This is a genomic window from Ruegeria sp. H8 (genome assembly GCF_056532905.1).
On the sequence record NZ_JBQFNY010000003.1, the window covers coordinates 377428 to 402368 of the forward strand.

The 24941-nt window shown below is 58.3% G+C and carries 21 protein-coding genes; 11 read left to right on the plus strand and 10 right to left on the minus strand.

The genetic code is table 11. From position 1 onward, the window contains the following. The first annotated feature begins 12 nt into the window (after nucleotides 1–12). From ACR0A2_RS11370 to ACR0A2_RS11400, 7 genes are all read left to right on the plus strand, one after another. Nucleotides 13–450 (plus strand): GFA family protein, encoded by a 438-nt coding sequence (locus ACR0A2_RS11370; protein ID WP_480835057.1) that lies wholly within the window; start codon nucleotides 13–15, stop codon nucleotides 448–450. Further along, entirely contained in the window at nucleotides 447–4979 is a 4533-nt protein-coding gene (gene gltB, locus ACR0A2_RS11375; RefSeq protein WP_480835058.1) for a glutamate synthase large subunit, read from the plus strand. The genes ACR0A2_RS11370 and gltB overlap by 4 nt, the downstream gene beginning before the upstream one ends. A gap of 180 nt (nucleotides 4980–5159) precedes the next feature. After that, a complete protein-coding gene (locus tag ACR0A2_RS11380) occupies nucleotides 5160–6074 on the plus strand; it encodes a Hint domain-containing protein (RefSeq protein ID WP_171233493.1) in 915 nt (304 codons plus the stop codon). 39 nt (nucleotides 6075–6113) lie between these two features. Further along, nucleotides 6114–6848 carry a monofunctional biosynthetic peptidoglycan transglycosylase gene (gene mtgA, locus ACR0A2_RS11385; RefSeq protein WP_171640519.1) on the plus strand — a complete coding sequence of 245 codons (735 nt, stop codon included), beginning with the start codon at nucleotides 6114–6116 and terminating at the stop codon, nucleotides 6846–6848. Between the two features lie 58 nt (nucleotides 6849–6906). Beyond that, entirely contained in the window at nucleotides 6907–7572 is a 666-nt protein-coding gene (gene fzlA, locus ACR0A2_RS11390) for an FtsZ-binding protein FzlA (protein ID WP_171635778.1), read from the plus strand. 74 nt (nucleotides 7573–7646) lie between these two features. Beyond that, complete coding sequence (gene queG, locus ACR0A2_RS11395; protein WP_480835059.1) at nucleotides 7647–8684, plus strand: tRNA epoxyqueuosine(34) reductase QueG; 1038 nt, start codon at nucleotides 7647–7649, stop codon at nucleotides 8682–8684. Between the two features lie 72 nt (nucleotides 8685–8756). Continuing rightward, nucleotides 8757–10760, plus strand: a complete 2004-nt coding sequence (locus ACR0A2_RS11400) for a hydantoinase/oxoprolinase family protein (RefSeq protein WP_480835060.1) — start codon at nucleotides 8757–8759, stop codon at nucleotides 10758–10760. A gap of 39 nt (nucleotides 10761–10799) precedes the next feature. On the opposite strand, the gene msrA is transcribed toward ACR0A2_RS11400, so the two are convergent. Both msrA and msrB read right to left on the minus strand, forming a co-directional pair. After that, a complete protein-coding gene (gene msrA, locus ACR0A2_RS11405; RefSeq protein WP_152459670.1) occupies nucleotides 10800–11312 on the minus strand; it encodes a peptide-methionine (S)-S-oxide reductase MsrA in 513 nt (170 codons plus the stop codon). After that, nucleotides 11312–11758 carry a peptide-methionine (R)-S-oxide reductase MsrB gene (msrB, locus tag ACR0A2_RS11410; RefSeq protein WP_170345953.1) on the minus strand — a complete coding sequence of 149 codons (447 nt, stop codon included), beginning with the start codon at nucleotides 11756–11758 and terminating at the stop codon, nucleotides 11312–11314. Before msrB ends, msrA begins: the two co-directional genes overlap by 1 nt. 145 nt (nucleotides 11759–11903) lie before the next feature. Here msrB and ACR0A2_RS11415 point away from each other — a divergent pair, with 145 nt between their 5' ends. Further along, nucleotides 11904–12425, plus strand: a complete 522-nt coding sequence (locus tag ACR0A2_RS11415) for a glutathione peroxidase (protein WP_480835061.1) — start codon at nucleotides 11904–11906, stop codon at nucleotides 12423–12425. Here the strand turns inward: ACR0A2_RS11415 and ACR0A2_RS11420 are convergent. Next, on the minus strand, nucleotides 12401–13288 hold the full coding sequence (locus ACR0A2_RS11420) for a DMT family transporter (protein WP_480835062.1): 888 nt from the start codon (nucleotides 13286–13288) through the stop codon (nucleotides 12401–12403). The genes ACR0A2_RS11415 and ACR0A2_RS11420 overlap by 25 nt on opposite strands. Before the next feature lie 182 nt (nucleotides 13289–13470). On the opposite strand from ACR0A2_RS11420, the gene ACR0A2_RS11425 reads away from it, so the two are divergent. After that, nucleotides 13471–14667 (plus strand): BCCT family transporter, encoded by a 1197-nt coding sequence (locus ACR0A2_RS11425; RefSeq protein ID WP_171171652.1) that lies wholly within the window; start codon nucleotides 13471–13473, stop codon nucleotides 14665–14667. Between the two features lie 201 nt (nucleotides 14668–14868). Here the strand turns inward: ACR0A2_RS11425 and ACR0A2_RS11430 are convergent, their stop codons facing one another. The 5 genes from ACR0A2_RS11430 to ACR0A2_RS11450 form a co-directional block, all read right to left on the minus strand. Beyond that, complete coding sequence (locus ACR0A2_RS11430) at nucleotides 14869–15387, minus strand: CHAP domain-containing protein (protein WP_480835063.1); 519 nt, start codon at nucleotides 15385–15387, stop codon at nucleotides 14869–14871. Between the two features lie 297 nt (nucleotides 15388–15684). Next, nucleotides 15685–15972: an HU family DNA-binding protein gene (locus ACR0A2_RS11435; protein WP_117871130.1), complete on the minus strand. Its 288-nt coding sequence runs from the start codon at nucleotides 15970–15972 to the stop codon at nucleotides 15685–15687. A 130-nt stretch (nucleotides 15973–16102) separates the two neighbouring features. Further along, entirely contained in the window at nucleotides 16103–17566 is a 1464-nt protein-coding gene (locus ACR0A2_RS11440; RefSeq protein ID WP_480835064.1) for an AMP nucleosidase, read from the minus strand. Beyond that, nucleotides 17563–19365 (minus strand): adenine deaminase, encoded by a 1803-nt coding sequence (gene ade, locus ACR0A2_RS11445; protein ID WP_480835065.1) that lies wholly within the window; start codon nucleotides 19363–19365, stop codon nucleotides 17563–17565. Before ade ends, ACR0A2_RS11440 begins: the two co-directional genes overlap by 4 nt. A gap of 108 nt (nucleotides 19366–19473) precedes the next feature. Next, on the minus strand, nucleotides 19474–20343 hold the full coding sequence (locus tag ACR0A2_RS11450; RefSeq protein WP_480835066.1) for a LysR substrate-binding domain-containing protein: 870 nt from the start codon (nucleotides 20341–20343) through the stop codon (nucleotides 19474–19476). A gap of 112 nt (nucleotides 20344–20455) precedes the next feature. Between ACR0A2_RS11450 and ACR0A2_RS11455 the strand changes: the two genes are divergently transcribed. Beyond that, complete coding sequence (locus ACR0A2_RS11455; RefSeq protein ID WP_171723960.1) at nucleotides 20456–21211, plus strand: class II aldolase and adducin N-terminal domain-containing protein; 756 nt, start codon at nucleotides 20456–20458, stop codon at nucleotides 21209–21211. Between the two features lie 52 nt (nucleotides 21212–21263). On the opposite strand, the gene ACR0A2_RS11460 is transcribed toward ACR0A2_RS11455, so the two are convergent. Continuing rightward, complete coding sequence (locus tag ACR0A2_RS11460) at nucleotides 21264–21896, minus strand: class I SAM-dependent DNA methyltransferase (RefSeq protein WP_480835067.1); 633 nt, start codon at nucleotides 21894–21896, stop codon at nucleotides 21264–21266. A gap of 88 nt (nucleotides 21897–21984) precedes the next feature. On the opposite strand from ACR0A2_RS11460, the gene ACR0A2_RS11465 reads away from it, so the two are divergent. Beyond that, nucleotides 21985–22830 (plus strand): SDR family oxidoreductase, encoded by an 846-nt coding sequence (locus ACR0A2_RS11465; protein WP_480835068.1) that lies wholly within the window; start codon nucleotides 21985–21987, stop codon nucleotides 22828–22830. A gap of 5 nt (nucleotides 22831–22835) precedes the next feature. Here ACR0A2_RS11465 and ACR0A2_RS11470 read toward each other — a convergent pair whose 3' ends face one another. Next, nucleotides 22836–24455 (minus strand): GMC family oxidoreductase, encoded by a 1620-nt coding sequence (locus ACR0A2_RS11470; protein WP_480835069.1) that lies wholly within the window; start codon nucleotides 24453–24455, stop codon nucleotides 22836–22838. Between the last annotated feature and the right edge of the window lie 486 nt (nucleotides 24456–24941).

The window sequence follows — 24941 nt, forward strand, 5'->3', positions numbered from 1 at the left end:
GGAGGGTTCGAAATGCCTGAATTGCAAGGCCAATGCATGTGTGGCGCGGTTACGGTGACGGCAACTCCGGCGCGGGATGCGCTGGGGGCCTGCCATTGCGACCAGTGCCGGCGTTGGACCAGTTCCATGCTGGTGACGTTTCAGGCCGAAGAAGGCTATGCCGCGCTTGGCCCGGTCAAAACCTTCACTTCCTCTGACTGGGCCGAGCGCGCCTTTTGCGCCGATTGCGGCTCGGCGCTTTGGTATCGGATCACGCTTCCGGGCGAGATGCACGGCCAGACGCAAATGGCGGCAGGTCTGTTTGACAACGCCGCAGGCAACCCGCTGAAACTTGAACTTTACATCGACAATAAGCCCCAGGGCTACGCGTTCGCAGGCGAACGCCGGCAGATGACCAAAGCCGAGGTCGAAGCCATGTACGCCCCCTCTGACGAAGGAGACAGCAAATGACCAAATATGATGCCGATTGGGTGCGGGCCGAAGAAGCCAAGCGCAAATGGATGGCTGAAAATGGTCTCTATTCCGAGGAAGAAGAGCATTCTTCCTGCGGTGTGGGTCTCGTTGTGTCCGTGGATGGGAAAGCGTCGCGCAAGGTTGTGGACGCCGGTATCGACGCTCTCAAGGCGATCTGGCACCGCGGCGCGGTTGATGCTGACGGCAAGACCGGTGATGGCGCGGGCATTCACGTGCAGATTCCGGTCTCGTTTTTCTACGATCAGATCAGGCGCACAGGCCACGAGCCCAAATTGGACGAACTGATCGCCGTCGGTCAGGTTTTCCTGCCGCGCACCGACTTTGGCGCACAGGAACAGTGCCGGACCATCGTGGAAAGCGAAGTTCTGCGCATGGGCTATTACATCTATGGCTGGCGTCACGTGCCGGTCGATGTCACCTGTCTGGGTGAAAAAGCCAACGCCACCCGGCCCGAGATCGAGCAGATCCTGATCTCGAATTCCAAAGGTGTGGACGAAGAGACCTTCGAGCGCGAGCTCTATGTCATTCGTCGCCGTATTGAAAAGGCCGCCTCAGCTGCCGGTATTTCCGGGCTGTACCTGGCGTCGCTGTCCTGCCGTTCGATCATCTACAAGGGCATGATGCTGGCCGAGCAGGTTGCCGTCTTCTATCCCGATCTGATGGACGAACGGTTTGAATCCGCCTTCGCCATCTATCACCAGCGCTATTCCACCAACACTTTCCCGCAATGGTGGCTGGCGCAGCCCTTCCGCATGCTGGCGCATAATGGTGAGATCAACACGCTGAAAGGCAACATCAACTGGATGAAAAGCCACGAGATCCGCATGGCGTCCTCGACGTTTGGGGATTATGCCGAGGATATCAAACCGATCATCGCCGGAGGATCGTCGGATTCGGCCGCATTGGACTCGGTTTTTGAGGTTCTGGTGCGCGCAGGTCGCTCGGCCCCGATGGCGAAAACCATGCTGGTTCCGGAAAGCTGGTCCAAGCAAGCGGTGGAACTGCCGCAGGCGTGGCGCGACATGTATTCCTACTGCAACTCAGTGATGGAGCCGTGGGACGGCCCAGCCGCGCTGGCCATGACGGATGGCCGCTGGGTCTGTGCTGGACTGGACCGCAACGGCCTGCGTCCGATGCGTTACGTCGTGACTGGCGATGGTCTTGTCATTGCAGGATCCGAGGCCGGCATGGTGCCGATTGATGAGTCCACAGTGACCGAAAAAGGCGCGCTGGGTCCGGGCCAGATGCTGGCCGTCGACATGAAAAAGGGCAAGCTGTATCGCGACACCCAGATCAAGAACAAGCTGGCGAGCGCATTGCCGTTTGGCGAGTGGGTCGGCAAGATCAACGATCTGGACGAGGCGCTGGCAGGTGTGACCGAAAAGCCGATATTCTCGGGCGAAGATCTGCGCAAACGCCAGATCGCGGCAGGCTATTCGGTCGAAGAGCTGGAACAGATTCTTGCGCCCATGGCCGAAGATGGCAAAGAGGCGCTGGCGTCCATGGGTGACGATACGCCCTCGGCGGTTCTGTCCAAGCAATACCGCCCGCTCAGCCATTTCTTCCGGCAGAATTTCTCTCAGGTCACCAACCCGCCGATCGACAGTTTGCGCGAATACCGCGTTATGTCCTTGAAAACCCGGTTCGGGAACCTGAAAAACGTGCTGGATGAGGACAGCAGCCAGACCGAGATCATCGTTCTGGAAAGCCCCTTTGTCGGAAACGCACAATGGGATGAACTGGTTGGGAACCTCAATGCTCCGCTGGCCGAGATCGATTGCAGCTTTGAGCCTGGTCAAGGTGCGCTGAGCGCGGCTTTGGCCCGTGTCAGAGCCGAAGCTGAAGAGGCTGTCCGGTCTGGCGCAGGGCATCTGGTGCTGACCGACATGCACTCGGGTGAAGATCGTGTGGCGATGCCGATGATCCTTGCCACCAGCGCAGTGCACTCGCACCTGACCCGTCAGGGCCTGCGGACGTTCTGTTCCTTGAACGTACGCTCGGCTGAATGTGTCGATCCGCATTACTTTGCGGTTCTGATCGGCTGTGGCGCGACCGTTGTGAACGCCTATCTGGCCGAAGACTCGCTGGCCGACCGGATCGAACGCGGGTTGCTGGATGGCACCCTGACCGAAAATGTTGCCCGCTATCGCGAAGCCATCGACCAGGGCCTGCTGAAGATCATGGCCAAGATGGGCATCTCGGTGATCTCGTCCTATCGCGGAGGCCTGAACTTCGAGGCTGTTGGACTGAGCCGCGCGATGGTGGCAGAGTATTTCCCAGGTATGACCAGCCGGATTTCCGGCATCGGCGTCACCGGCATTCAGGCAAAGGCCGAAGAAATCCATGCCAAGGGCTGGAACAGTGGTCTGGACGTGCTGCCCATCGGAGGTTTCTACAAGGCCCGCGCAACGGGCGAGACCCACGCGTGGCAAGCGACCTCGATGCACATGTTGCAGATGGCCTGCAACAAGGCGTCCTATGAGCTGTGGAAGCAGTATTCGGCCAAGATGCAATCGAACCCGCCGATCCATCTGCGCGACCTGATGGATTTCAAACCATTGGGCAAACCGGTGCCGATCGAAGAGGTGGAATCGATCACCTCGATCCGCAAGCGTTTCGTCACGCCGGGCATGTCACTGGGCGCACTCAGCCCCGAGGCGCACAAGACGCTGAACGTGGCAATGAACCGGATCGGGGCGAAATCCGACTCGGGTGAAGGTGGTGAAGACCCTGCACACTTCGTGCCGGAGCCGAATGGCGACAACCCCTCGGCCAAGATCAAACAGGTGGCCTCGGGCCGGTTCGGTGTGACCGCCGAATACCTGAACCAGTGCGAAGAGCTGGAAATCAAGGTTGCCCAAGGTGCGAAACCGGGCGAGGGCGGTCAGCTGCCGGGCATGAAGGTCACCGACCTGATCGCGCGTTTGCGGCATTCCACCAAGGGCGTTACGCTGATTTCTCCCCCGCCGCATCATGACATCTACTCGATCGAGGATCTGGCGCAGCTGATCTATGACCTGAAACAGATCAACCCGCGCTGCAAGGTGACGGTGAAACTGGTGGCGTCCTCGGGCGTTGGCACGATTGCAGCCGGTGTGGCCAAGGCGAAAGCGGATATTATCCTGATTTCGGGTCACAATGGCGGTACGGGTGCCTCACCCGCGACCAGCATCAAATATGCTGGTCTGCCTTGGGAGATGGGCCTGACCGAGGCGCATCAGGTTCTGGCGATGAACAACCTGCGCGACCGGGTGACTCTGCGCACCGATGGCGGCCTGCGCACCGGGCGCGACATCGTCATGGCGGCGATGATGGGGGCCGAGGAATACGGCATCGGCACCGCCGCCCTGATCGCGATGGGCTGTATCATGGTGCGTCAATGCCAGTCGAACACCTGCCCCGTCGGCGTTTGCACGCAGGATGAATCGCTGCGTGCCAAGTTCACCGGCAACGCGGACAAGGTGGTGAATCTGATCACCTTCTACGCGCAGGAAGTGCGCGAGCTGCTGGCCAGCCTTGGCGCGCGTTCCGTGGATGAAATCATCGGTCGGGCCGATCTGCTGGCGCAGGTTAGCCGGGGTTCGGCACATTTGGACGATCTGGATCTCAACCCGCTGCTGATCACCGTCGATGGTGCGCATAACATCGTGTACAATCGCGACAAGGACCGCAACGCCGTGCCCGACACGCTGGATGCCGAGATCGTGCGCGATGCGGCACGGTTCCTGAAGGACGGCGAGAAGATGCAGTTGTCATATGCCATCCAGAACACGCACCGCACTGTCGGAACCCGTATTTCCAGCCACATTGTGCAGAACTTCGGCATGCGGAACACGTTCCAGGATGACCATCTGCACGTGAAACTCCAGGGTTCGGCGGGTCAGTCTCTGGGGGCTTTCGCTGCCCCGGGTCTGAAGCTGGAAGTGTCGGGGGATGCCAATGACTATGTTGGTAAGGGCCTGTCTGGCGGCACGATCGTTGTGCGCCCGCCGCAGGTTAGCCCGCTGAAGGCAGACGACAACACAATCATCGGCAACACGGTTCTCTACGGTGCAACTGACGGCCATCTGTTTGCGGCTGGCCGCGCGGGTGAACGGTTTGCCGTGCGCAACTCGGGTGCCACAGTTGTGGTTGAAGGGTGTGGCTCGAACGGGTGTGAGTACATGACCGGCGGTGTGGCCGTGATTCTTGGTGATATCGGGGCCAATTTCGGTGCCGGGATGACCGGTGGCATGGCATATCTGTATGATCCCGAAGGCAAGGCCGAAGCGTTGATGAACAAGGAAACGCTTGTGACCTGCCCGGTCACCGTGGACCATTGGGTGGATCAATTGAAAGCCTTGATCACGCGTCACGCCGAGGAGACTTACAGCCGCAAGGCTGCGGATATTCTCCAGCATTGGGATGTGGAAAAGGGCAACTTCTTACAGGTTTGTCCCAAAGAAATGCTCAACAAACTCAGCCACCCGCTGAGCGAAGAAGCCACGGCAGTTCCGGCGGAGTAAGCCGAAATTCCACCAAAAAACCGGCCCCGCGTGCCATTTGCAGCACGCGGGGCCACAGTTTTTGTGAGGTTTCGGTGGGATTCTTGCTTGTTCTTCCGAATTTCGCCATGCTTTTTTCACCTTGTAGTGATAGCCATTGCCTGTTTCGGTTTCTAATGGTGACAGAGTAGGGGCAACAGTATGCCAACGACATATCGCGATCAGTTCTTCACCTTTGATCCCGCAAGCCCGCCACCAGCGGGAACGGCCGTCGCGGTCAGCAATTTCACCCTGACTGATGCGAATGATGACAATCTTATTGACGCGCCCAGTGGTGACACGGTCAACGGTCAAGACGTTACAAATTCCTGGCCAGGCGATACTGTAACGATCAACGTGTCAGGCGTTGGGAACGTGACCTATACAGGAACCACGTTCTACCTGGCCGATGGGTCTCGGGCTTTCACCCCCACAGACGGCCAGGTTCTGCAGCCCGGAACGCTGGTGTCGACCACTTTTGTTAACACGTCAGGCCCGCTGAATGTCGGTAACCTTGGGCCGCCGTGCTTTACGGCCGGGACCATGATCGCCACACCGGAAGGTGAACGCGCGGTTGAGGATTTGAAGGCTGGTGATCTGGTCATCACGGTGGATCACGGACCACAACCCTTGATTTGGGTCGGATGTACAACCGTCGCAGCCGAAGGCAAACTGGCCCCAATCCGTTTCGATGCCGGGGTGTTTGGTCTGGATCGCCCCTTGCTGGTTTCACCGCAGCACCGGATGCTGATCGAAGACTGGCAGGCGTCCTATTTGTTCGGCCATACCGAAGCGCTGGTTCCGGCGCATACTCTGGTCAACGATGACACTGTGAAACGGGTCGAGGGCGGTGAGGTTGAATATTTCCACCTGTTGTTCAAACAGCATGAGATTGTTTTCGCCAACGGAGCAAAAAGCGAAAGCTATTATCCCGGGCACGCTTTGTCGGCTTCGGATCGGGAAACGCAAAGCGAAGTGCTGCACTTGTTTCCCGAGTTGACCGGGCTTGATCCGATGTCGCTGAAAACCGCGCGCCCGATCGTTCATCCACGCGAGGCGCGCGCTTTCGCGATTTAGGCCGTTTCAAACCGGAACCTTGCGTCGTATAGCTGAGACATGGCGAAGAAAGCAGCCCGCAAATCCGGCGGAAAAAAACGCAAGGCATCCAGAAAGAAGGAACCAGTGGCGCGGCAGATCCGCCGCTGGGTAACGCGAGCGATCATGGCGGTTTTGGGCCTCGTGGTTGCTCTGGTCCTGATTTATTCGGTGGTGAACCCTCCTGTCACCCACACCATCTGGTCGGAATGGCGCCGGCTGGGAAAGGTTGAACGCGAATGGGTCCCGATCGAAGACATGGCACCGATCATGGCAAGATCAGTTGTTGCAGCCGAGGACGCAAATTTCTGCCTGCATTGGGGCTTTGACGTCGAAGCCATCCGCGATGCCCTTGAGGATGGCGGCAATCGTGGTGCCTCGACCATCACGCAACAGGTGGTGAAGAACGTGTTCCTCTGGCAGGGCCGCAGCTGGGTGCGCAAGGCATTGGAAACCTCGATCACGCCGGTGGTTGAAATATTCTGGAGCAAACAGCGTATTCTTGAGGTGTATCTGAATGTCGCCGAAACGGGAAATGGCGTGTTCGGGGTGGAAGCCGCCGCGCAACGCTATTTCAACACCAGCGCGGCAAAGCTGACTTCGGTTCAAGCGGCGCGAATTGCCGCAATCCTGCCATCCCCGCGCAACCGGTCGGTCACGGATCCGACTGCGCGCACCCGCAGACGGGCGGCTTCGATCCTCGATGGGGCGGCCACCATCCGCGCAGATGGTCGCGCGGATTGTTTCGAGGATTGAAACCCGCTATCTGCCAAGGCTAAATCTGTCGGGTATTCACTGGTTCGAATGGAAGTCCATGGCGCGTCTGTTTCACGTTCCCCTCTCTCCGTATTGTCGCAAGGTCCGCCTGTCGCTGGCGGAGAAGAAGATCGAGGTTGAGCTGGTAGAAGAGCGATACTGGGAACAGGATCCTGATTTTCTGCGGCGCAACCCAGCGGGAAAAGTACCCGTGTTGCGTCTGGATGGGCAGATCATGTCGGAAAGCGCGGCGATCTGCGAATACATCGAAGAAACCCGCCCAGAGCCACCTTTGATGCCGAAAACCCCCGAAGCCAGGTTTGAAGTAAGACGCCTTGTCGGTTGGTTCGACGACAAGTTTCACCACGAGGTGACATCAAAGCTGTTGTATGAGCGAGTGAACAAAAAGGTGACAGGACAGGGGTATCCGGACAGCAAGAATGTCAAGCAGGGTGCCAAGGCGATCAAGTACCATCTGGATTACATGGCGTGGCTGCTGGATCACCGCCGTTGGCTGGCGGGGGATCAGATGACATTGGCGGATTTCGCGGCCGCCGCGCATCTGTCTTCGCTGGATTACATCTCGGACGTGGACTGGAACCGTAGCCAGGTGGTCAAGGACTGGTATGCCAAGATCAAGTCTCGACCGGCATTTCGGTCAATTCTGGCGGATCAGGTGCCAGGGTTCCGACCGCCGCCCCATTACGCTGATCTGGATTTCTGATAGGGTGCGCAAGGGGGGGTGTCTGCCCCCCATCGCGCCAAGGGCGCGATTCCCCCCGAGGATATTTTGGCCAGATGAAGAGCGGATCGGATCTTAAGGAAAAGCTGGTGCAACAAGCCCAGGCAGAGGGGTTTGTTGCCTGTCGCGTGTGCCGCCCTTGGGATGTTCCACAGGTGCCGAAACGATTGCGGGCCTATCTGGACGCCGGGTACCACGGGCAAATGGGATGGATGGCCGAGCGCACGCATTGGCGTGGCGATCCTGCCGCGCTTTGGCCCGAGGCGCAATCGGTTGTCATGTTGGCCGAAAGCTATACGCCGGAACATGACCCGATGGAGATCCTGAAACACCCGGATCGTGGTGCAATTTCGGTCTATGCGCAGAACAAGGACTATCATGATCTGGTCAAGAAGCGGCTGAAGCGGTTGGCGCGATGGCTGATTGCCGAAGCCGGAGGTGAGGTAAAAGTATTTGTCGATACCGCGCCAGTTCCCGAGAAGGCGCTGGGATATGCCGCTGGACTGGGGTGGCAGGGCAAGCACACCAATCTTGTAAGCCGCGAATGGGGAAACTGGGCCTTTATAGGGTCTGTTTTCACTACTCTGGACCTGCCGGCAGACAATTCAGAGATCGATCATTGCGGGTCGTGCCGCGCCTGTCTGGACAGTTGCCCGACCGATGCGTTTCCTGCCCCGTATCAACTGGATGCACGGCGGTGCATTTCATACCTGACCATTGAGCATAAAGGCCCAGTGGGCCATGAGTTGCGCGGTAAGTTGGGCAATCGGATCTATGGCTGCGACGATTGCCTGGCGGCCTGTCCATGGAACAAGTTTGCCGTCGCAGCGAGCGATATGCGCTATGCCGCCCGGGATGATCTGAAAGCGCCCGGCTTGGAAGAACTGGCAGCGCTGGACGATGCCGGTTTCCGTGCAAAATTTTCGGGCTCGCCGATCAAACGCATCGGGCGGGACCGGTTCGTGCGCAATGTTCTGTATGCCATTGGAAACTCGGGACAGCCGGAACTGAAAACAGTGGCTCAGCGTCTGTTGGAAGACCCGGATGAGACCGTGGCAGAGGCGGCGCGCTGGGCGGTGGAACAACTGTCATAATTGCCGCAAACAGGCTGGACGTGTCGTGCATAACCGCTAAACCCATCCGCAGCGAACAGACAGGAGGACCCGATGACGTTGTCTTTGGGGGTAGATACGGGCGGGACCTATACCGACGCGGTGTTGATCAGGGATGAGAAAGAGGTCATCGCCTCGGCCAAGTCGCTGACCACCCGGGCGGATCTGGCGATTGGTGTGGGCAAGGCGATCTCGTCTGTGCTGGCAGAGGCGCAGGTCAAGCCGGATCAGATCTCGATGGCGTCATTGTCGACAACGCTGGCCACGAATGCTCTGGTCGAGGGGCAGGGTGGCCGTGTCGCGTTGATCTATATCGGGTTCAAGGACAGTGATCTTGAAAAACACGGGCTGAAAGAGGCGCTGAAGGGCGATCCGGCCCTGGTGATTGCAGGGGGGCATACCTATTCCGGTGGGCAGGCTGCCGCCTTGGATGCCGCAGCGCTTGAGGCCTTTTTGGATTCGCATAAGGGGATTTCCGGCTTTGCGGTTGCTGCTCAGTTCGCCACCCGCAACCCGGCGCATGAGTTGGAAGCGGCGCGCATGATCTCGGAAAGAACCGGGGCGCCAGTGACCTGCTCGCATCATTTGTCCGCCAAGCTCAATGGTCCGAAACGCGCGGTGACGGCTGTGCTGAATGCGCGGCTGATCGGGATGATCGACCGACTGATCGGGCGTGCACAGGATCAGCTGCACGCGCTGGGGATTTCGGCACCGATGATGGTGGTGCGCGGCGATGGCGCCCTGATGAGCGCGGAACAGGCCCGGGAACGGCCGATTGAGACTATCCTCAGCGGGCCTGCGGCTTCTATCGTCGGGGCGCGATGGCTTACCGGAGCGGACAATGCGCTGGTCTCGGACATCGGGGGAACGACCACTGATGTGGCACTTATCCGGGACGGAAAGCCTGCGATCGACCCGGCCGGGGCGCAGGTGGGTGGGTTTCGCACCATGGTCGAGGCCGTGGCGATGCGAACCCACGGTCTGGGCGGCGACAGTCAGGTGTATGTTGCGACCGAAGGGTTGCGGGGCGGTGTTTTCCTGGGCCCGCGTCGCGTGTTGCCCGTTTCGCTGATTGCATCAGAAGCGCCCGATGTTGTGCATTCCGTACTGGATGAACAATTGCGGGCCACGACCGTGGGCGAGCATGATACGCGTTTTGCCCGCCGCGTGCCCGGCATCCATGCCGAAGGAGTCGGCGCGCGGGAAGAAAGCCTGCTGGAGAGGCTGGGAGATCGCGTTCTGCCCCTGAGCGCCTTGCTGCGGTCGCGGATGGAGAACGGGGCGCTGATGCGCCTGGTCGATCGCGGAATCATCCAGGTGTCTGGGGTTACGCCATCTGATGCCAGCCACGTGTTGGGGAGGGTTCGTGCCTGGGATGTCGATGCGGCACGCAAGGCATTGGAACTGATGGCACGCAAACGGGTCGGGTCAGGGGATATGTTGGCAAACTCTCCCGAAGCGCTGGCCCAGATGATCGTGGATCAATTGACGGAACAGACCAGTTTGACCTTGTTAGAGGCTGCTTTTGAGGAAGAACAGGTTGGTTTTGGTTTGCCTTCGCAAGACTTGGCGCGTCATGTGCTGACACAGCGCGGGTTGGCACAACACCGTGGGTTGCTGTCGCTGAGTGCTGCTTTGAATGTGGATGTGGTAGGCCTTGGCGCGTCGGCCCCCAGTTACTACCCTGCCGTAGGTGAGCGGTTGCATTGCCGGATGATCCTGCCGGAACATGCGGGCGTGGCCAATGCGATTGGTGCTGTCGTGGGGCGGCTGACCTTGCGTCGCTCGGGCACGGTCACATCCCCGGCGGAAGGGCGATATCGTGTGCATCTGGAGGATGGCCCGAAGGACTTCGCCGCGTCAGAGGACGCTCTGGCCCTGTTGGAAAAGGTTTTGATGTCCGAAGTAGAGGGTGCAGTACGAGAAGCCGGCGCAGAAGACATTCGCGTGATCGTAGATCGTGACATCAAAACCGCGCGAGTCGAGGCAAAGGATGTTTTTGTCGAGGCCCTGATCACGGTCGAGGCAAGCGGACGTCCACGGGTGGCCGCAGGCTAGCCCCCCTGAAAGCTTCAGAGGGGCCGGGCAGGTGGTGCTTTATTCTGCTGCGCTGGAGCGTTTGGGCAGGACCCAATCCTGACGCGGGAAGTGGCAGGTATAGCCGTTCGGAATCCGCTCCAGATAATCCTGATGCTCTGGTTCGGCTTCCCAGAACTCTCCGACAGGTTCGACCTCGGTCACGACTTTTCCGGGCCACAAGCCGCTGGCATTCACGTCGGCGATGGTGTCCAGGGCCACCTGTTTCTGGGTGTCATCCACGTAGTAGATCGCGGATCGATAGCTCATGCCGATATCGTTGCCCTGACGGTTGACCGTGGTCGGGTCATGGATCTGAAAGAAGAATTCCAGCAGGTCGCGATAGCTGATCCGAGACGGATCGAACCAGATCTCGATCCCTTCCGCGTGGGTGCCGTGATTGCGATAGGTCGCGTTGGGCACGTCACCGCCGGTATAGCCGACACGCGTACGCGACACGCCCGGCAGTTTGCGGATCAGGTCCTGCATCCCCCAGAAGCAGCCCCCGGCCAGTACAGCGCGTTGCTCGGTCATCAGATATCCTCCACATGAATCAGGTATTCGCCATACCCTTCGGCTTCCATCTCATCCCGATGAATGAACCGAAGAGAGGCAGAGTTGATGCAGTACCGCAAACCGCCATGTTCACGCGGACCGTCCGGGAAGACATGCCCCAGATGGCTGTCGCCGTGTTTCGAGCGAACCTCGGTCCGGATCATGCCATGCGTGGTATCGCGGAACTCTTCGACATGTTCGTGCACGATCGGCTTGGTGAAACTGGGCCAACCACATCCGGATTCGTATTTGTGGGTCGAGGCAAACAGCGGTTCACCTGATACGATATCCACATAAATGCCCGGTTCCTTGTTGTTCAGGTATTTCCCGGTGCCCGGACGTTCTGTACCACTGCGCTGGGTGACGTGAAACTCTTCGGGTGAAAGCGCAGCAATGGCCGTGGGGTCTTTGGTATAGCGAGTCATGGATCCTCCGGCTGAAAAAGTGTTTGCGCCATTATCTGGGGGCTGCGGGGTGGAAAGCAAAGCGATATTTCAAACCGCTCTCGCAGTCGTGCAAGTGATCTGAACAACAAAGTCACGCGTATCAGGATGAAAGGGAGGACAAGACATGATGAGATTGCTGCTTTTGACTGCCCTGATCTTGCTGGGCCGCGCCGTTCAGGCGGCGCCGCTGACCGGTGAGTTCGACTCGATCGACGGAGGCACATTGGCCATCGAAGAGTGGCGCGGCCAACCCATCCTGGTGGTCAACACCGCGTCACAATGTGGGTTTACCGGGCAATACGAGGCTCTGCAAAAGGTACATGAGGCCTATTCCGGCAAAGGGCTGGTCGTTCTTGCGGTTCCGTCGGATTCGTTCAATCAGGAACTGGGGTCCGCGGAAGAGGTGAAACAGTTCTGCGAGATGAACTATGGGCTGACCCTGCCGATGACGGATATCACTCCGGTCAAAGGGGCTGACGCCCACCCGTTCTACAAGGCCGTTGCCGCGCAGACCGGGTTCACGCCCAAGTGGAACTTCAACAAGATCCTGATCGATTCCGAGGGTGAAGTTGCGGCAACTTTCGGGTCAAATGTAAAACCCGATTCCCGCAAACTGCTGTCTCAGGTCGAAGCTTTGCTGCCCTGAACGGGCTGGCGTGAAAGCTGAACCGCAAGAATGCCAAGGGTTGTAACCGTGACGCCAACCGCATCCATGGCGCCGAGCTTCTCGCCCAGCAGGATCGCCGCGATGGTGACGCCAAACACAGGGTTCAAAAAGTGGAAGGTGGCGGCTCGAACGGGTCCGATTCGGTCCAACAGCAGGAACCAGATCAGTGTCGCCAGCAATCCGGGGAAAAGAGTCGTGTAGGTAAAGGCCAGCGCCAGTGGCAGCGTCGGGTGGATGTAGATGGTTTCAAAGACCGGAGCAGCCGCAAACAGCGCGGCTGAACCAACCAACATCTGCAAGCCAACGACCATCATGAAGTTCCCGCCGGATGTTGCACCGCGAACGGCCAAGGTTGCAAAGGTCAAGGCAAGAGCACCCAAACCGCAAAGCGCGACCCCGAACATATCAACGCCCGCGCTGATCCGGCTGCTCATGATAAGGGCGACTCCGGCGAAACCGGCGAAGAGACCCAAAACACCCAGTGGCCGCAGCTTTTCGCCGAAAATCAACCTCCCCGCCAGCGCCACCAACAAGGGCATGGTGGATGCGATTATGGCCGCGACCGAAGCCTCGACCGTTTGCATCGCATAGAAGTTCAGACCCAAATACAGGGCATTTTGGCAGATCCCGAACAATATCGTTGCGCGCCATTGGTTTCGGGTCAGGTGCCAGCTTTGCCCCATCGCGCGAGCTATCATGACCCCCAGAACACCGGAAATCAGAAACCTCAAGGCCAGCGAAAACAGAGGGGACGCATCCGCCACGATAATACGCGCCGAGGTAAAGGCAGATGACCAGATCAGGGCAAATGTCAGCCCCATGGCTATGGCGCGCAGATCCATGGAGACCCCCTGTCACTTTGCGCGGACTGTTCCTGATTTTGGGGTCGGTCGCAAGCGGTGCGCGTCAAAAAAGACACATGAGTGATGCAAGAAAAGTCTTGCGCATGTTTATATTGATTGACCGGCCAATTAAAGATATCGGCGGCAGGACCTGACATATCAAGGGAGGTTTGTCGGTGCTTCTGGAGTACATTCTATCGTTCGGCGTCCTGCTGGCATTGGGGCTGGTCGCTTTCTTCGTCGTGAAATGGTGGAACCTGCGCTGTGTCGGCGTGACACCGGTTCATCTGTTCACGTTCATCGCGATTCTGTTCACATCCGGCCTGGATGTCGGCCTGATCATGTTTCCACTGACCGAATTCGGAGGATACGCCGAGGACCCGGCCTATGCCTTTGCCAACCCGCTGGCGATCGAATTCGGATTCTGGGGTTTCCTGATCTGGGCCTTCTATTTCCTGACGGCCTTCTACTTCTGCGTGATCGAACCCCGCGTGAAGTTCTTTGAGATCCCAGTGGTCAAGCTGATCAACAACGTCGTCATCATCGGCACATGCGCTTTCACCGCCAGCCTGTTCCTGATCTACCTGCCCGGCTATCTGCCCGAGGTCGGCGATGGCGAATCCGTCGTCACCACCTTCTACATCATCGTGTTTGTCGTCATTCTGGCAGCGGCCTATTCCTCGACCGATCTGAAATACGTTCGCATCCTGTCCGTCGGTTCGACCTTTCTATTCCTTGCCCTGATTCTGGGCATGTGGGCAGCCGCAGGTATGGGCGTGACCGGGTTCGTGGAAACCGGTAGCAATATCGGCGCCTATTTCGCCAACCTGCACAAGTTCGTCCTGCCATTGACCGACTATCACGCGTTCTACCTGTTCTGGTGGTTTGCATGGTCGATCATGATCGGACAGTTTACGTCGCGCTTTGTGGGTGGTCTGACCACGTGGCAGTTGCTGGCCGCGCTGTTGATCTTCCCGTCGATCCCGCTGGGGATCTGGTTCACCGTTCTTTATTATTACCACCTGAACGGCATCAGTACCGCTGGCATCACCAACATTGCGATGGTGATCGTAGGTGTAACGTTCGTGATCAACTCTCTGGACTCGCTGATCCGTCTGTACACCGACAACCTGAACCTGACCGTCGAGCGGTTCGGAAAGGCGATCTATGTGGCGGGCAACGTCGCGCTGCTGTTTGTCCTGACCCTGCTGTTCCAAAGCCAGTGGCTGCAAATCCAGTGGATCGGAGCGGTCGTGGTTGGACTGTATCTGGCTTGTGTCGTCTATATCCTGATCACCAAACGCCAGGAGGTATTGAGCATCGACTCGATGCCAGAAGATCGTGATCTGGACTTCCACAAGGTTGAAACGGTCCACTGACCGGACCAGAGACACGGAACAGAAACGGGCACCTCTGGTGCCCGTTTCTATTTTTACCGACAATATCGCAGCTTTGGACAATCTGCGGTCTTTTCAGACGCGCGACATTCCAACCCGGGCGGCGGCTGCCTTTACGGTACGATCAAAAGGAATGTTGCCCGCGTTGCAATCAACCCGCCCGTGAAATGAAGTTGGGCAAGGCTATTCGTCAACCGCGGGATAGATGAACCCGTTTACCGGGTAGGGATTGCCGTAGCGGCCCGGTTGGCTTTCAACCCGAACCAACGTCCAGTCATTGTTTTTTGAGACATCCTTCACGCCCATCTTCAACGACACCTTGTTTCGGTGCCAGTTGGCGTGATTCACGATGACTTCTCGGTCGGTGACGATATCGGATACGACAGCCACATGGCCCAGGGGCATTCCGCGGGTTGCCCGAAACGACATAACCGCACCAACAACGGGTTCCTTGCCGCGCTCAAACACTTGCTGCGCCCTTCCCCACCAGTCCTTCGCGTTGCCGCGAATTTCAATACCGCTGAGGTCTCGGGCGTAGGGAACGCACCATACTCTTTGCCCTCTGGCCCGCTTTTTCGAGACCTCTTGCAGCGCCATCAACTGGCGTTCAGGGTCGAGATTCTCATGGGTGGTGTTTTGCGCGCAGGCAGAGACAAGAGTGATAAGACCCACCGCAATCGCGGAACGGGTGCTGCCAGACAAGCGCGGCCAAGTCTTTTTCTTTCTACAGACGCTGTTTTGCAAGATGCTTCATTGCCGGTTCGAAGATTGACGAAGTTGTAAGGTGATCGGACAAGCCTTGAAAAGAGGCCCGCAAACGCCATGGCAAGATTTTGCCGGTTCTCTGACCCTGAAGGCGCATTTTCACTTGGGTGGTGAATTCCGGGCCGAAGCATGCTGTGTGAAACGGGTTCAAACCCGGCAGGCACAACATATTCAAGACGATAGAAAAAGGGCCCCCCGAAGGCGGCCCCCTATCGTTGTCCTGAAAAGCTGAAATCAGCCGTTCACGCTGTCTTTCAGCGCTTTGGCGATGGTCATTTTCACAACCTTGTCGGCCTCTTTGGTGAAGGTTTCACCAGTGGCCGGGTTACGGACCTGACGCTCGGGCCGCTCGCGGCAGTAGATTTTGCCGACGCCGGGCAGGGTCACTGCGCCACCGGCCGAAACTTCGCGGGTGATCAGGCCGGTGATGGCCTCCAGCGCGGAGTTTGCGGATTTCTTGTCGGTTCCCATTTCCTCAGCGAGAGCAGCTACCAGCTGAGTCTTTGTCATAGGCTTTGCCATTTCTTGGTCTCCTTAACGTGCCCGATCTATAGGGCCTCACCGCGTAACTGTAACGGGATATTGTGGCCAAACACAACGAATAGTAGCGCTGAAACCCCTAAAAATATGGGGAAAACGTTGCTTTTTTGCGTCAGAGGAAGGCCGTTTCGTCGAAGGAGCGCAGTTTCCGGCTGTGCAAACGCTCCAACGGCATGCCGCGCAGATGCTCCATCGCCTTGATGCCGATGGCCAGATGTCGGCTGACCTGAGTGGTATAGAACGAAGACGCCATGCCTGGCAGCTTCAATTCTCCGTGCAGGGGTTTGTCCGACACGCACAGCAAAGTGCCGTACGGAACGCGGAACCGATAGCCGTTCGCGGCAATGGTGGCACTTTCCATATCCAGCGCGATTGCCCGGGATTGGCTGAGTCGCTGGACCGGGCCGGACTGATCGCGCAGTTCCCAGTTTCGGTTGTCGACCGAAGCCACGGTGCCGGTCCGCATAATCCGCTTCAGCTCATACCCTTCCAGTTTCGTCACCTCGGCCACGGCGTGTTCCAGCGCCACCTGAACTTCGGCCAGAGGCGGGATCGGCACCCAGACGGGCAGATCGTCATCCAGAACCTTGTCTTCGCGCAGATAGGCGTGGGCCAGAACGAAATCGCCCAATGCCTGCGTATTGCGCAACCCGGCGCAATGGCCAACCATCAGCCACGCGTGCGGGCGCAGAACGGCAATATGGTCGGTGGCGGTTTTTGCATTGGATGGGCCAACACCGATGTTCACCAAAGTAATTCCCGAACCATCTTTGCGCTTCAGGTGATAGGTCGGCATTTGCGGCAGTTTCAGCGGTTGTTCGATAGGTGCCTTTGGGTCCGTGATCTCGGCATTGCCGGTTGAAACAAAGCTGGTATAGCCGCTGGCAGGGTCCGCCAATTGTTCTCGGGCGTAGTTCTCGAATTCCGAGACATAGAACTGGTAGTTCGTAAACAGCACGTGATTCTGAAAGTGACCAGCGTCGGTGGCGGTGTAGTGTGCCAATCTGGCAAGCGAATAATCCACGCGCTGGGCGGTGAAAAGGGACAAGGGTCCAACGACATCTTCATGGTCATGCACGCCATTGACGATGTCATCATTGGTGGTTGTCAGGTCCGGAACATCAAACACATCGCGTAAGGTGAAGTCGGCTGCGCCCTGATGAGGCACGACCAGATCGGGATTGTTTGCCACGGCAAAATGCACCGGAATCGGCGTGTCCGACGCCGCAATTGTTACAGGCTGACCATGGTTCTTGATCAACAGGGCGATCTGTTGGGTCAGGTAGGATCTGAACAGATCCGGGCGCGTCACCGTCGTGGCATGAACACCAGGTTCAGACACATGACCAAAGCTCAGGCGGCTGTCTACTTGGGCATAGGTCGAGGTTTTGATGCGAATTTCCGGATAATAGGCTCTGAATCGTGCGGCAGGTGCCCCATTTTCCATGGCATCTGCAAAGCTGTCGCACAGGAAATCGGTGGCCTGCACATACAGCTCTTCCAACCGGGCAACGGCGGCGGCGGGATCGGTAAACTGTTCTGGCGCGGGTGCTTGCGGTGTCAGGAGTGTGGTCATGCCAATGGTTCCAGAAGTTCTATTTTTTCGAATGTGCGTACGTCGACCAACCCCAGATCCGATATTCGAAGTTCGGGAATCACGACCAGCGCCAGTAATGAATGCTGCATGTACGCGTTGTTCAGATGACAGCCGCAGTCCTGCATCGCCTGCACCATCCTGTCGGCCTTGGCCGCGACTTCGGCGGCGGGGCTGTCGGACATCAGGCCAGCGATGGGCAGTTCGACCAGCGCCAGTTCCTGCCCATCCCGGAACAAGGTGATGCCACCGCCCACGTCGGCCAGACGGTTGGCGGCCAGCGCCATCTGATCCCGGTCCGTACCGACGACGATCATGTGATGACTGTCATGCGCCACGGTCGAGGCCATGGCCATTTTTCCCTGATAGCCAAAGCCCGAAACAAAAGCGTTGGTAACGCCCCCGGTGGCCCGGTGCCGCTCGACAAGCGCGATCTGGCACACTTCGCCTTCGCCCTCGACCAGCCCGCCAATGATCGGCAATTCGGCCTTCAATGCCTTGGTCGGGGCCTGGTTTTCCACCACGCCGATGACTTTGGCCTGAACTTTGTTGGCCCCTTCCGGTGCCTTGATCTCAAAATCGGCCGACGTCAGCGCATGCCCCAGATGAACGGTATTGCGCGATTTTTCGGGCCAGTTCAGATGTGGACAATCCACTTTGATTGCACCGTTTTCCGCGACAACCTGCCCGCGGGCTATCACGATCTCAACCGGCAGTTCGGTCAGATCCGAGCTGAGGATGATATCCGCCCGCCGCCCCGGAGTAACGGAACCGATCTCGCGTTCCAGCCCGAAATGCGTTGCCGTGTTGATCGTCGCCATTTGCAGCGCGACCAGGGGGTCACATCCGCAAGCAATGGCATGGCGCACGACGCGGTTCATATGCCCGTCATTCACCAATGTGCCGGAATGACAGTCATCCGTGCACAGAATGAAGTTGCGCGGATCCAGCCCTTTTTTTGTCACGGCCGTAATCTGGCTTTCCACATCATACCAGGCCGATCCCAGACGCATCATCGAGCGCATCCCCTGCCGAACCCGTGCAATGGCGTCGGCCTCGCATGTGCCTTCGTGATCATCCGCCGGGCCACCCGCCACGTAAGCCGCAAAATCAGGCCCTAAATCAGGCGAAGCATAGTGCCCTCCGACCGTTTTCCCGGCCCGTTGAGTGGCTGCAATCTCGGCCAGCATCTTGGGATCACCATGGATCACGCCCGGGAAATTCATCATCTCGCCCAGCCCGATGATACCCGGCCAGTTCATCGCCTCGGCCACGTCTTCGGGCGTGATTTCATAGCCCGTCGTTTCCAACCCCGGTGCGGATGGCGCGCAGGATGGCATCTGGGTGAAAATATTGACCGGTTGCATAATGGCTTCGTCATGCATCATGCGCACGCCGTCCAGACCCAGCACATTGGCGATCTCATGCGGATCGGTGAACATGCTGGTGGTTCCATGCGGGATGACGGCACGGGCGAATTCGGCTGGGGTGAGCATTCCGGATTCGATATGCATATGCGCATCACACAAGCCGGGCAAAATGTAGCGCCCTTGTGCATCGATGATTTCCGTATCCGGACCCACGCAATGCGAGGCATCCGGTCCGACGAATGCTATGCGCCCGGCAGCAATCGCCACAGAATGATCGGGCAACAATTCGCGGCTGTGTACGTTCACCCAGGTTCCGCCCTGAATGACCATGTCCGCCGCCTCGCGTCCGGCTGCAACTGCGATCAATTTGGGGGCGACATCGGGCCAGCTTGGGAAAGGTGTGTATTCCATGGCTCAACTTTCACGAATGCGCCAGCGGGTGCAACCCCGGTTCTTCGGTCTTGGGGATTCCTCATACATGTTGGGCACGTCTTTTGGTTCGGGCGTGCGCGCTTCCCTTTACACCTCAGACCCGATCTCACGCCGCACCCAGTTGGCAAAGGCCACGGCGCCGGGTGTGTCCTCGGCCTGTGGGGACAGTAGCAGATAGTAGGACTCGGGCATTCGCGCACGGTGCTTGAACGGCGCGACCAGCTGACCGCGCTTGATCAGATGACTGGCGATCGTGTCATGTGCCAGGCAAAGACCACCGCCAGCCATGACCGCTGACAGGCAAACCAGATAGGTCGTCGCGTAGGTTATCGGCGGGTTTTCCCAATTCAGACCCTGATCTTCCGCCCAGTTTGGCCAGTTGGACAGCAGGTTGGAGCAGTCGAAAAGCGGCTGTTCCTGAAGGTTTTCCAAGCATACCGGATAATCTGGTGCGCAGACCGGATAATAGTGTTCGGTGCGCAGAATTTCAGTTCGGACCGTGTCGGACGGACGAAGCGAGAACCGAATCTCGACCGCCGCGCCTTCGGCCATTTCGCGCGGTTCCCAAAGCTCGGTGAAGACGTTCAATTGAACATGTGGATGTTCCGCCCGAAATGCCGGCAGGCGCGGGGCCAGCCAGTTGACGGCAAAGCTGATGTTGCATTGCACTTGAACCGCGTTTGGTTGCGCGCCGGTAACCGCCCGGGTTCCGCGCATCAGTGTCCGGAATGCCTCTCGCACAACTGGCAGATAGGTGATTCCGGCCTCGGTCAGTTCCAGAGCTTTGGGGCGGCGCAGAAACAGTGGCTGCCCCAGATGCCCTTCCAGAGATTTAACCTGCTGGCTGACGGCGCTTTGCGTCATGTTCAGGTCTCGTGCCGCGCCGGTAAACGAGAGATGGCGCGCGGCGGCTTCGAAAGTGCGCAACCAGCCCAGCGGAGGAAGCGAGTTCTGCATCTACATAACCTCGGCATAAGTTCAGCTAATGAGATAGTTGCGTTTTTTTCGTTGGTCAAACTGCCGGACCCCATGCAGGTTTGGCCACGACCAGCCGCGAAAGGAGCCAAGCATGAGCCTCACCAGTCTTCGTCCCAATATCGACCATTGGTCCGAGCGCGTGGACATGGCCGCCACCTTCCGCTGGACGGCCCGGCTGAACATGCATGAGGCGGTTGCCAACCATTTCAGCCTGGCGGTGAATGATGACGGCACGCAGTTTCTGATGAACCCCAATCAGGTGCACTTTGCGCGCATTCGTGCCTCGGATCTATTGTTGCTGGATGCCAATGACCCGAATGTGATGGAACAACCTGGCGCGCCGGACCCGACGGCCTGGGGGCTGCACGGTTCAATCCACCGCCACTGCCCGCATGCGCGTTGCGTCATGCATGTGCATTCGATCTTTGCGACTGTTCTGGCCTCTTTGGCCGACAGTTCATTGCCGCCGATCGATCAGAACACGGCGACCTTTTACAACCGCTACGTGGTAGATGAAGAATTCGGAGGTCTGGCCTTTGAAAGCGAGGGTGAACGCTGCGCCGGGATGCTGTCCGATCCCAGGAAGAAGGTCATGATCATGGGCAATCACGGTGTTCTGGTCATCGGCAGCGACCCTGCGGATGCCTTTAACAGGCTGTATTATTTCGAACGCGCGGCCGAAACCTACATTCGTGCCTTGCAGACTGGGCTGCCCCTGCGCGTCTTGTCGGATGAGATTGCCGAAAAAACAGCGCAAGAGCTTGATGACTATCCCGATCAGGCCGAGGCGCACCTGCGTGAGATCAAAGCGATCCTTGATTCTGAAAGTTCGGACTACGCGACCTGAGGCAAAGCGCATGGTCGACGCGGGTGGCCTGATTGTATCCAAATAACCGGACTCAAACCCGTTCAAACAAAGCGATTAAAGCGGTGTCATCCTTGTTGGGGCCAGCCGCGAGATCTCCGTATATGCGGACTTCGGGCAGGGTCAGGTTGCGAATCTGATCCTGTTCCAGTTCGCGGAAAGCGTCAGCAAAACCTAGTTCCTTGAAATGGCGCGCATTGATCGAAAGGGCAAACTGCGCCCCGTGCCGCGCCACGCGTAACAGCGCGGGCAACACCTCGGGGCCCAAATGACCATGTGTGAACGTGCCGGATGAAACTATGCCGGAGTAGCTGTGGCGCGGAACGGGGATGCCCTGTGTCAGATCGGCCTCGATCGCGTCCCGGTAAATGTCCTTGCTCATCGCCTGATCCAGCATCTCTGCGCTGATGTCGGTTGCATCAATGGGTCCGACGCCAAGCGCCGACAGCACCGCGCCGCACAGGCCGGTTCCTGCCCCGACATCCAGAACGGGCCCCTGACCACCCGCACCGACAAATGCCCGCGCCGTGTGGGTGTGAAGCTGATAATCTTCGCGCGCGGCGAAACTGTCATCATAATCTCCTGCCCATTCCGCATAGAGCTGTCTGTTCTCGTCCGGAGAACTCAGCGCATAGGCCGAATGCAGGTCAGGTGTTTTTTTGCTCATGACCAACAGAAAGGCGCAATCGAAGATTCGATTCAAGTGCGTCCATGCGGCGCTTGCATCCCGGTACGACGCAGATCATCAAAGGGGCATGACCAAGACGCTCTTTTCATTCGGCCACGGCTATTCTGCCCAGGCCCTGTCCCGCAAACTTGCCCCGAAGGGCTGGAAAATTTTTGGCACGACGCGAGACCTTGAAGGGACGGGTGCAATCCGGGCCTCTGGCGCCGAGCCGCTGATCTGGCCGGGTGATGCACCGAACCTTGATGGGGTGACCCATTTGCTGATCTCGACGGCGCCAGATGAAGCGGGTGATCCTGTGCTGGCGGCGCTGGGCGATGAAATTGCCAAGCGGTCCAGTCAGTTCGATTGGGTGGGCTACTTGTCGACAACGGCCGTCTATGGCGACCATCAGGGTGGCTGGGTGGATGAGGACACGCTGCCCACACCGACCGCCAAGCGCGGAAGATGGCGTATGTTGGCCGAGGAGCAATGGTCGGCCATTCCGGGCCTGCCTGTTCACATCTTCCGTCTGGCGGGTATCTATGGGCCGGGGCGCGGTCCGTTTTCCAAGCTCAAGCGTGGTGGATTGCGGCGCATTATCAAACCGGGGCAGGTGTTTTCGCGCATTCATGTGGAAGACATCGCGCAGATCTTGGAGGCCTCGATGATGAAGCCGAATCCGGGAAGCATCTACAATGTATGTGACGACGAACCGGTCCCGCCGCAGGATGTCATAGGATACGCAGCCGAGTTGCAGGGTTTGCCCCTGCCTCCTGCGGTCCGGTTCGACGACGCCGATCTGACGCCGATGGCGCGCAGTTTCTACAACGAAAACAAGCGGGTTCGAAACGACCGGATCAAGGAAGAACTGGGTATTGATCTGATCTATCCCAATTACCGTGTCGGGCTGGAAGCTCTGATGAAAGGCAAGTAGCGTCCTTACATCGCCGCCGCTTTGATCATGTCCGCCGCTTTTTCGGCTATCATGATCGTGGGCGCGTTTGTATTGCCCGACACCAATGTCGGCATCACCGAGGCATCGACGACTCGCAGGCCTTCAAGCCCGCGCACGCGAAGCTGGGGGTCGACGACCGCCATTTCGTCCACGCCCATTTTGCAGGTGCCCACGGGGTGATAGATCGTGTCGGCGCGGGCTCGGATGTGCTCCTCCCAATCCTGATCGGTCTGGGCGGTATCGGTGCCGAACAGTTCTTTGTGCCGGTACTTGGCCAAAGCTGGCGCGTTGAGGATATCCCGCGCCATTCGCGCGCCTTTGATCATGGTTTGCAGATCGCGTTTGTCTGACAGAAACGCCGGATCGATGGCGGGCGCCGCCGTGGGGTCTGCGCTGTTCAGGCCTACGGTCCCCCGACTTTCCGGCCGCAGCTTGCAAACATGGCAACTGTACCCGTACCCGTAATGCAGCTTGCGGGCATGATCATCGACCATAGCGATGGTAAAATGCAGCTGAATGTCGGGACGCTCTAGATCGGGGGTGGTTTTCAGAAACGCTGCGCCTTCGGCAAATGGCGTAGCCGCCATCGAGACGCCCGTCTTGCTCCACCGTTGAATATGTCGCAACAACAGCGCTGCCCCCGCCGGGCCGATACCAAAATTGTCGGTGTCTGTGGTCTTGAAGATCAGCGCGAAATCCAGATGATCCTGCAAGTTCCGTCCTACGCCAGGCAGTTCGTGGTGAACCGCGATTCCGTGCGGATCAAGGTCGCTTTTTGCGCCAACACCTGAAACCTGAAGCAGTTGCGGCGTTTTCAAGGCCCCTGCACACAGCAGGACTTCGCGCTTCGCCTGAATGGTGATGTCTGCGCCCTTGCCTCTCACCCGGTATACAACGCCCGTTGCGCGCTTGCCCTCAAAGCGCAGCCTGCTGCCATGTGCATGCGTGATGACAGTCAGGTTCGGTCGGCCGGAAACTGGGAAAAGATAACCAGCTGCCGCGGAACACCGTTCCCCATTCTTTGCCGGGTCGTGAAACTGGGTAACCTGATACAGACCGACGCCTTCGTTATCACCCCGGTTGAAGTCTTCGGTATGGCGGTGTTGCAGCTGCTGTGCGGCTTGAATGAACGCATGGGTGATTGGACGAGGCTCTTTTTGCCGTGAAACCTGCAACGGCCCGCTGTCACCATGCACGCTGTCTGCGCCAAGCTCATTGTTCTCGGCCCGTTTGAAATACGGCAATACGCTGTCCCAGTCCCAGCCGTCGCAGCCCAGATCGGCCCAGCCATCATAGTCCTGCCGCTGACCTCTTACATACAACATGGCGTTGATCGCGCTCGAGCCGCCCAGTGCCTTGCCGCGCGGTTGATATCCTCTGCGCCCGTTCAGACCAGGCTGCGGGACCGTTTCAAAGGCCCAGTTGTTGATCCTTGGACGCCCGGGAAGTGCGGTCACAACAGCGGCAGGCATTCTGACGAAAAGGCTTTTCCCACCGCCACCTGCTTCAAGCAGGCAGACATTTGTGGATGGATCTTCGCTCAGGCGGTTGGCCAGAACAGAACCGGCCGAACCGCCGCCTACGATGATATAGTCGAAATCCATGCTGTCTTGCGCACCTCTTGCGACGATTTCGTTTTCTTGACTGGTCGGGCAGGGTTACCACCTTCCCGGTGAGAGTGCGTTAACGGAGCAAAAAAACAACTGTGACCCAAAGTCAGTTTTTTGCGTAACCCAACCTTTTCTTGATGGGCAGGTCCGGGCTGCACGAAAGGTGCAAAAAGGTTTTGCAGGTCGTTTCTGTCTGCCGAACCTCTCGATTCCCCCGCAAGGGCAAGTTTTGTGGTTCCTTCTTGGGATATCCGCACGTTCCAGGCGGCATGGAGTTCTTGATTTGTTAAGTTAACTTATTGTTTTGGTTAACAAACACAAGAAATCGACGCGAAATGCAAAGTTTTTTGAAAATGGGGGTTGCAGGTCTCAGACCTAATCCGTAAATACCCCTTCACCGGCGCTGCTGAGGCGCTGGGACGCGGCGGAAGCGGCGGTTACACTCGGGAGAGACCGGGGGCATCTGAGGTTGGGATTTAG

Coding starts and splice junctions, on each gene's coding strand:
- gltB (WP_480835058.1), top strand. CDS start 447: ATGACCAAATATGATGCCGATTGGGTGCGGGCCGAAGAAGCCAAGCGC.
- msrA (WP_152459670.1), bottom strand. CDS start 11,312: ATGACCGAGCAACGCGCTGTACTGGCCGGGGGCTGCTTCTGGGGGATG.
- ACR0A2_RS11455 (WP_171723960.1), top strand. CDS start 20,456: ATGAGCCTCACCAGTCTTCGTCCCAATATCGACCATTGGTCCGAGCGC.
- ACR0A2_RS11420 (WP_480835062.1), bottom strand. CDS start 13,288: ATGGATCTGCGCGCCATAGCCATGGGGCTGACATTTGCCCTGATCTGG.
- msrB (WP_170345953.1), bottom strand. CDS start 11,758: ATGACTCGCTATACCAAAGACCCCACGGCCATTGCTGCGCTTTCACCC.
- ACR0A2_RS11380 (WP_171233493.1), top strand. CDS start 5,160: ATGCCAACGACATATCGCGATCAGTTCTTCACCTTTGATCCCGCAAGC.
- ACR0A2_RS11415 (WP_480835061.1), top strand. CDS start 11,904: ATGATGAGATTGCTGCTTTTGACTGCCCTGATCTTGCTGGGCCGCGCC.
- ACR0A2_RS11460 (WP_480835067.1), bottom strand. CDS start 21,896: ATGAGCAAAAAAACACCTGACCTGCATTCGGCCTATGCGCTGAGTTCT.
- ACR0A2_RS11400 (WP_480835060.1), top strand. CDS start 8,757: ATGACGTTGTCTTTGGGGGTAGATACGGGCGGGACCTATACCGACGCG.
- ACR0A2_RS11450 (WP_480835066.1), bottom strand. CDS start 20,343: ATGCAGAACTCGCTTCCTCCGCTGGGCTGGTTGCGCACTTTCGAAGCC.
- fzlA (WP_171635778.1), top strand. CDS start 6,907: ATGGCGCGTCTGTTTCACGTTCCCCTCTCTCCGTATTGTCGCAAGGTC.
- ACR0A2_RS11470 (WP_480835069.1), bottom strand. CDS start 24,455: ATGGATTTCGACTATATCATCGTAGGCGGCGGTTCGGCCGGTTCTGTT.
- ACR0A2_RS11370 (WP_480835057.1), top strand. CDS start 13: ATGCCTGAATTGCAAGGCCAATGCATGTGTGGCGCGGTTACGGTGACG.
- ACR0A2_RS11465 (WP_480835068.1), top strand. CDS start 21,985: ATGACCAAGACGCTCTTTTCATTCGGCCACGGCTATTCTGCCCAGGCC.
- queG (WP_480835059.1), top strand. CDS start 7,647: ATGAAGAGCGGATCGGATCTTAAGGAAAAGCTGGTGCAACAAGCCCAG.
- ade (WP_480835065.1), bottom strand. CDS start 19,365: ATGGAATACACACCTTTCCCAAGCTGGCCCGATGTCGCCCCCAAATTG.
- ACR0A2_RS11435 (WP_117871130.1), bottom strand. CDS start 15,972: ATGGCAAAGCCTATGACAAAGACTCAGCTGGTAGCTGCTCTCGCTGAG.
- ACR0A2_RS11440 (WP_480835064.1), bottom strand. CDS start 17,566: ATGACCACACTCCTGACACCGCAAGCACCCGCGCCAGAACAGTTTACC.
- mtgA (WP_171640519.1), top strand. CDS start 6,114: ATGGCGAAGAAAGCAGCCCGCAAATCCGGCGGAAAAAAACGCAAGGCA.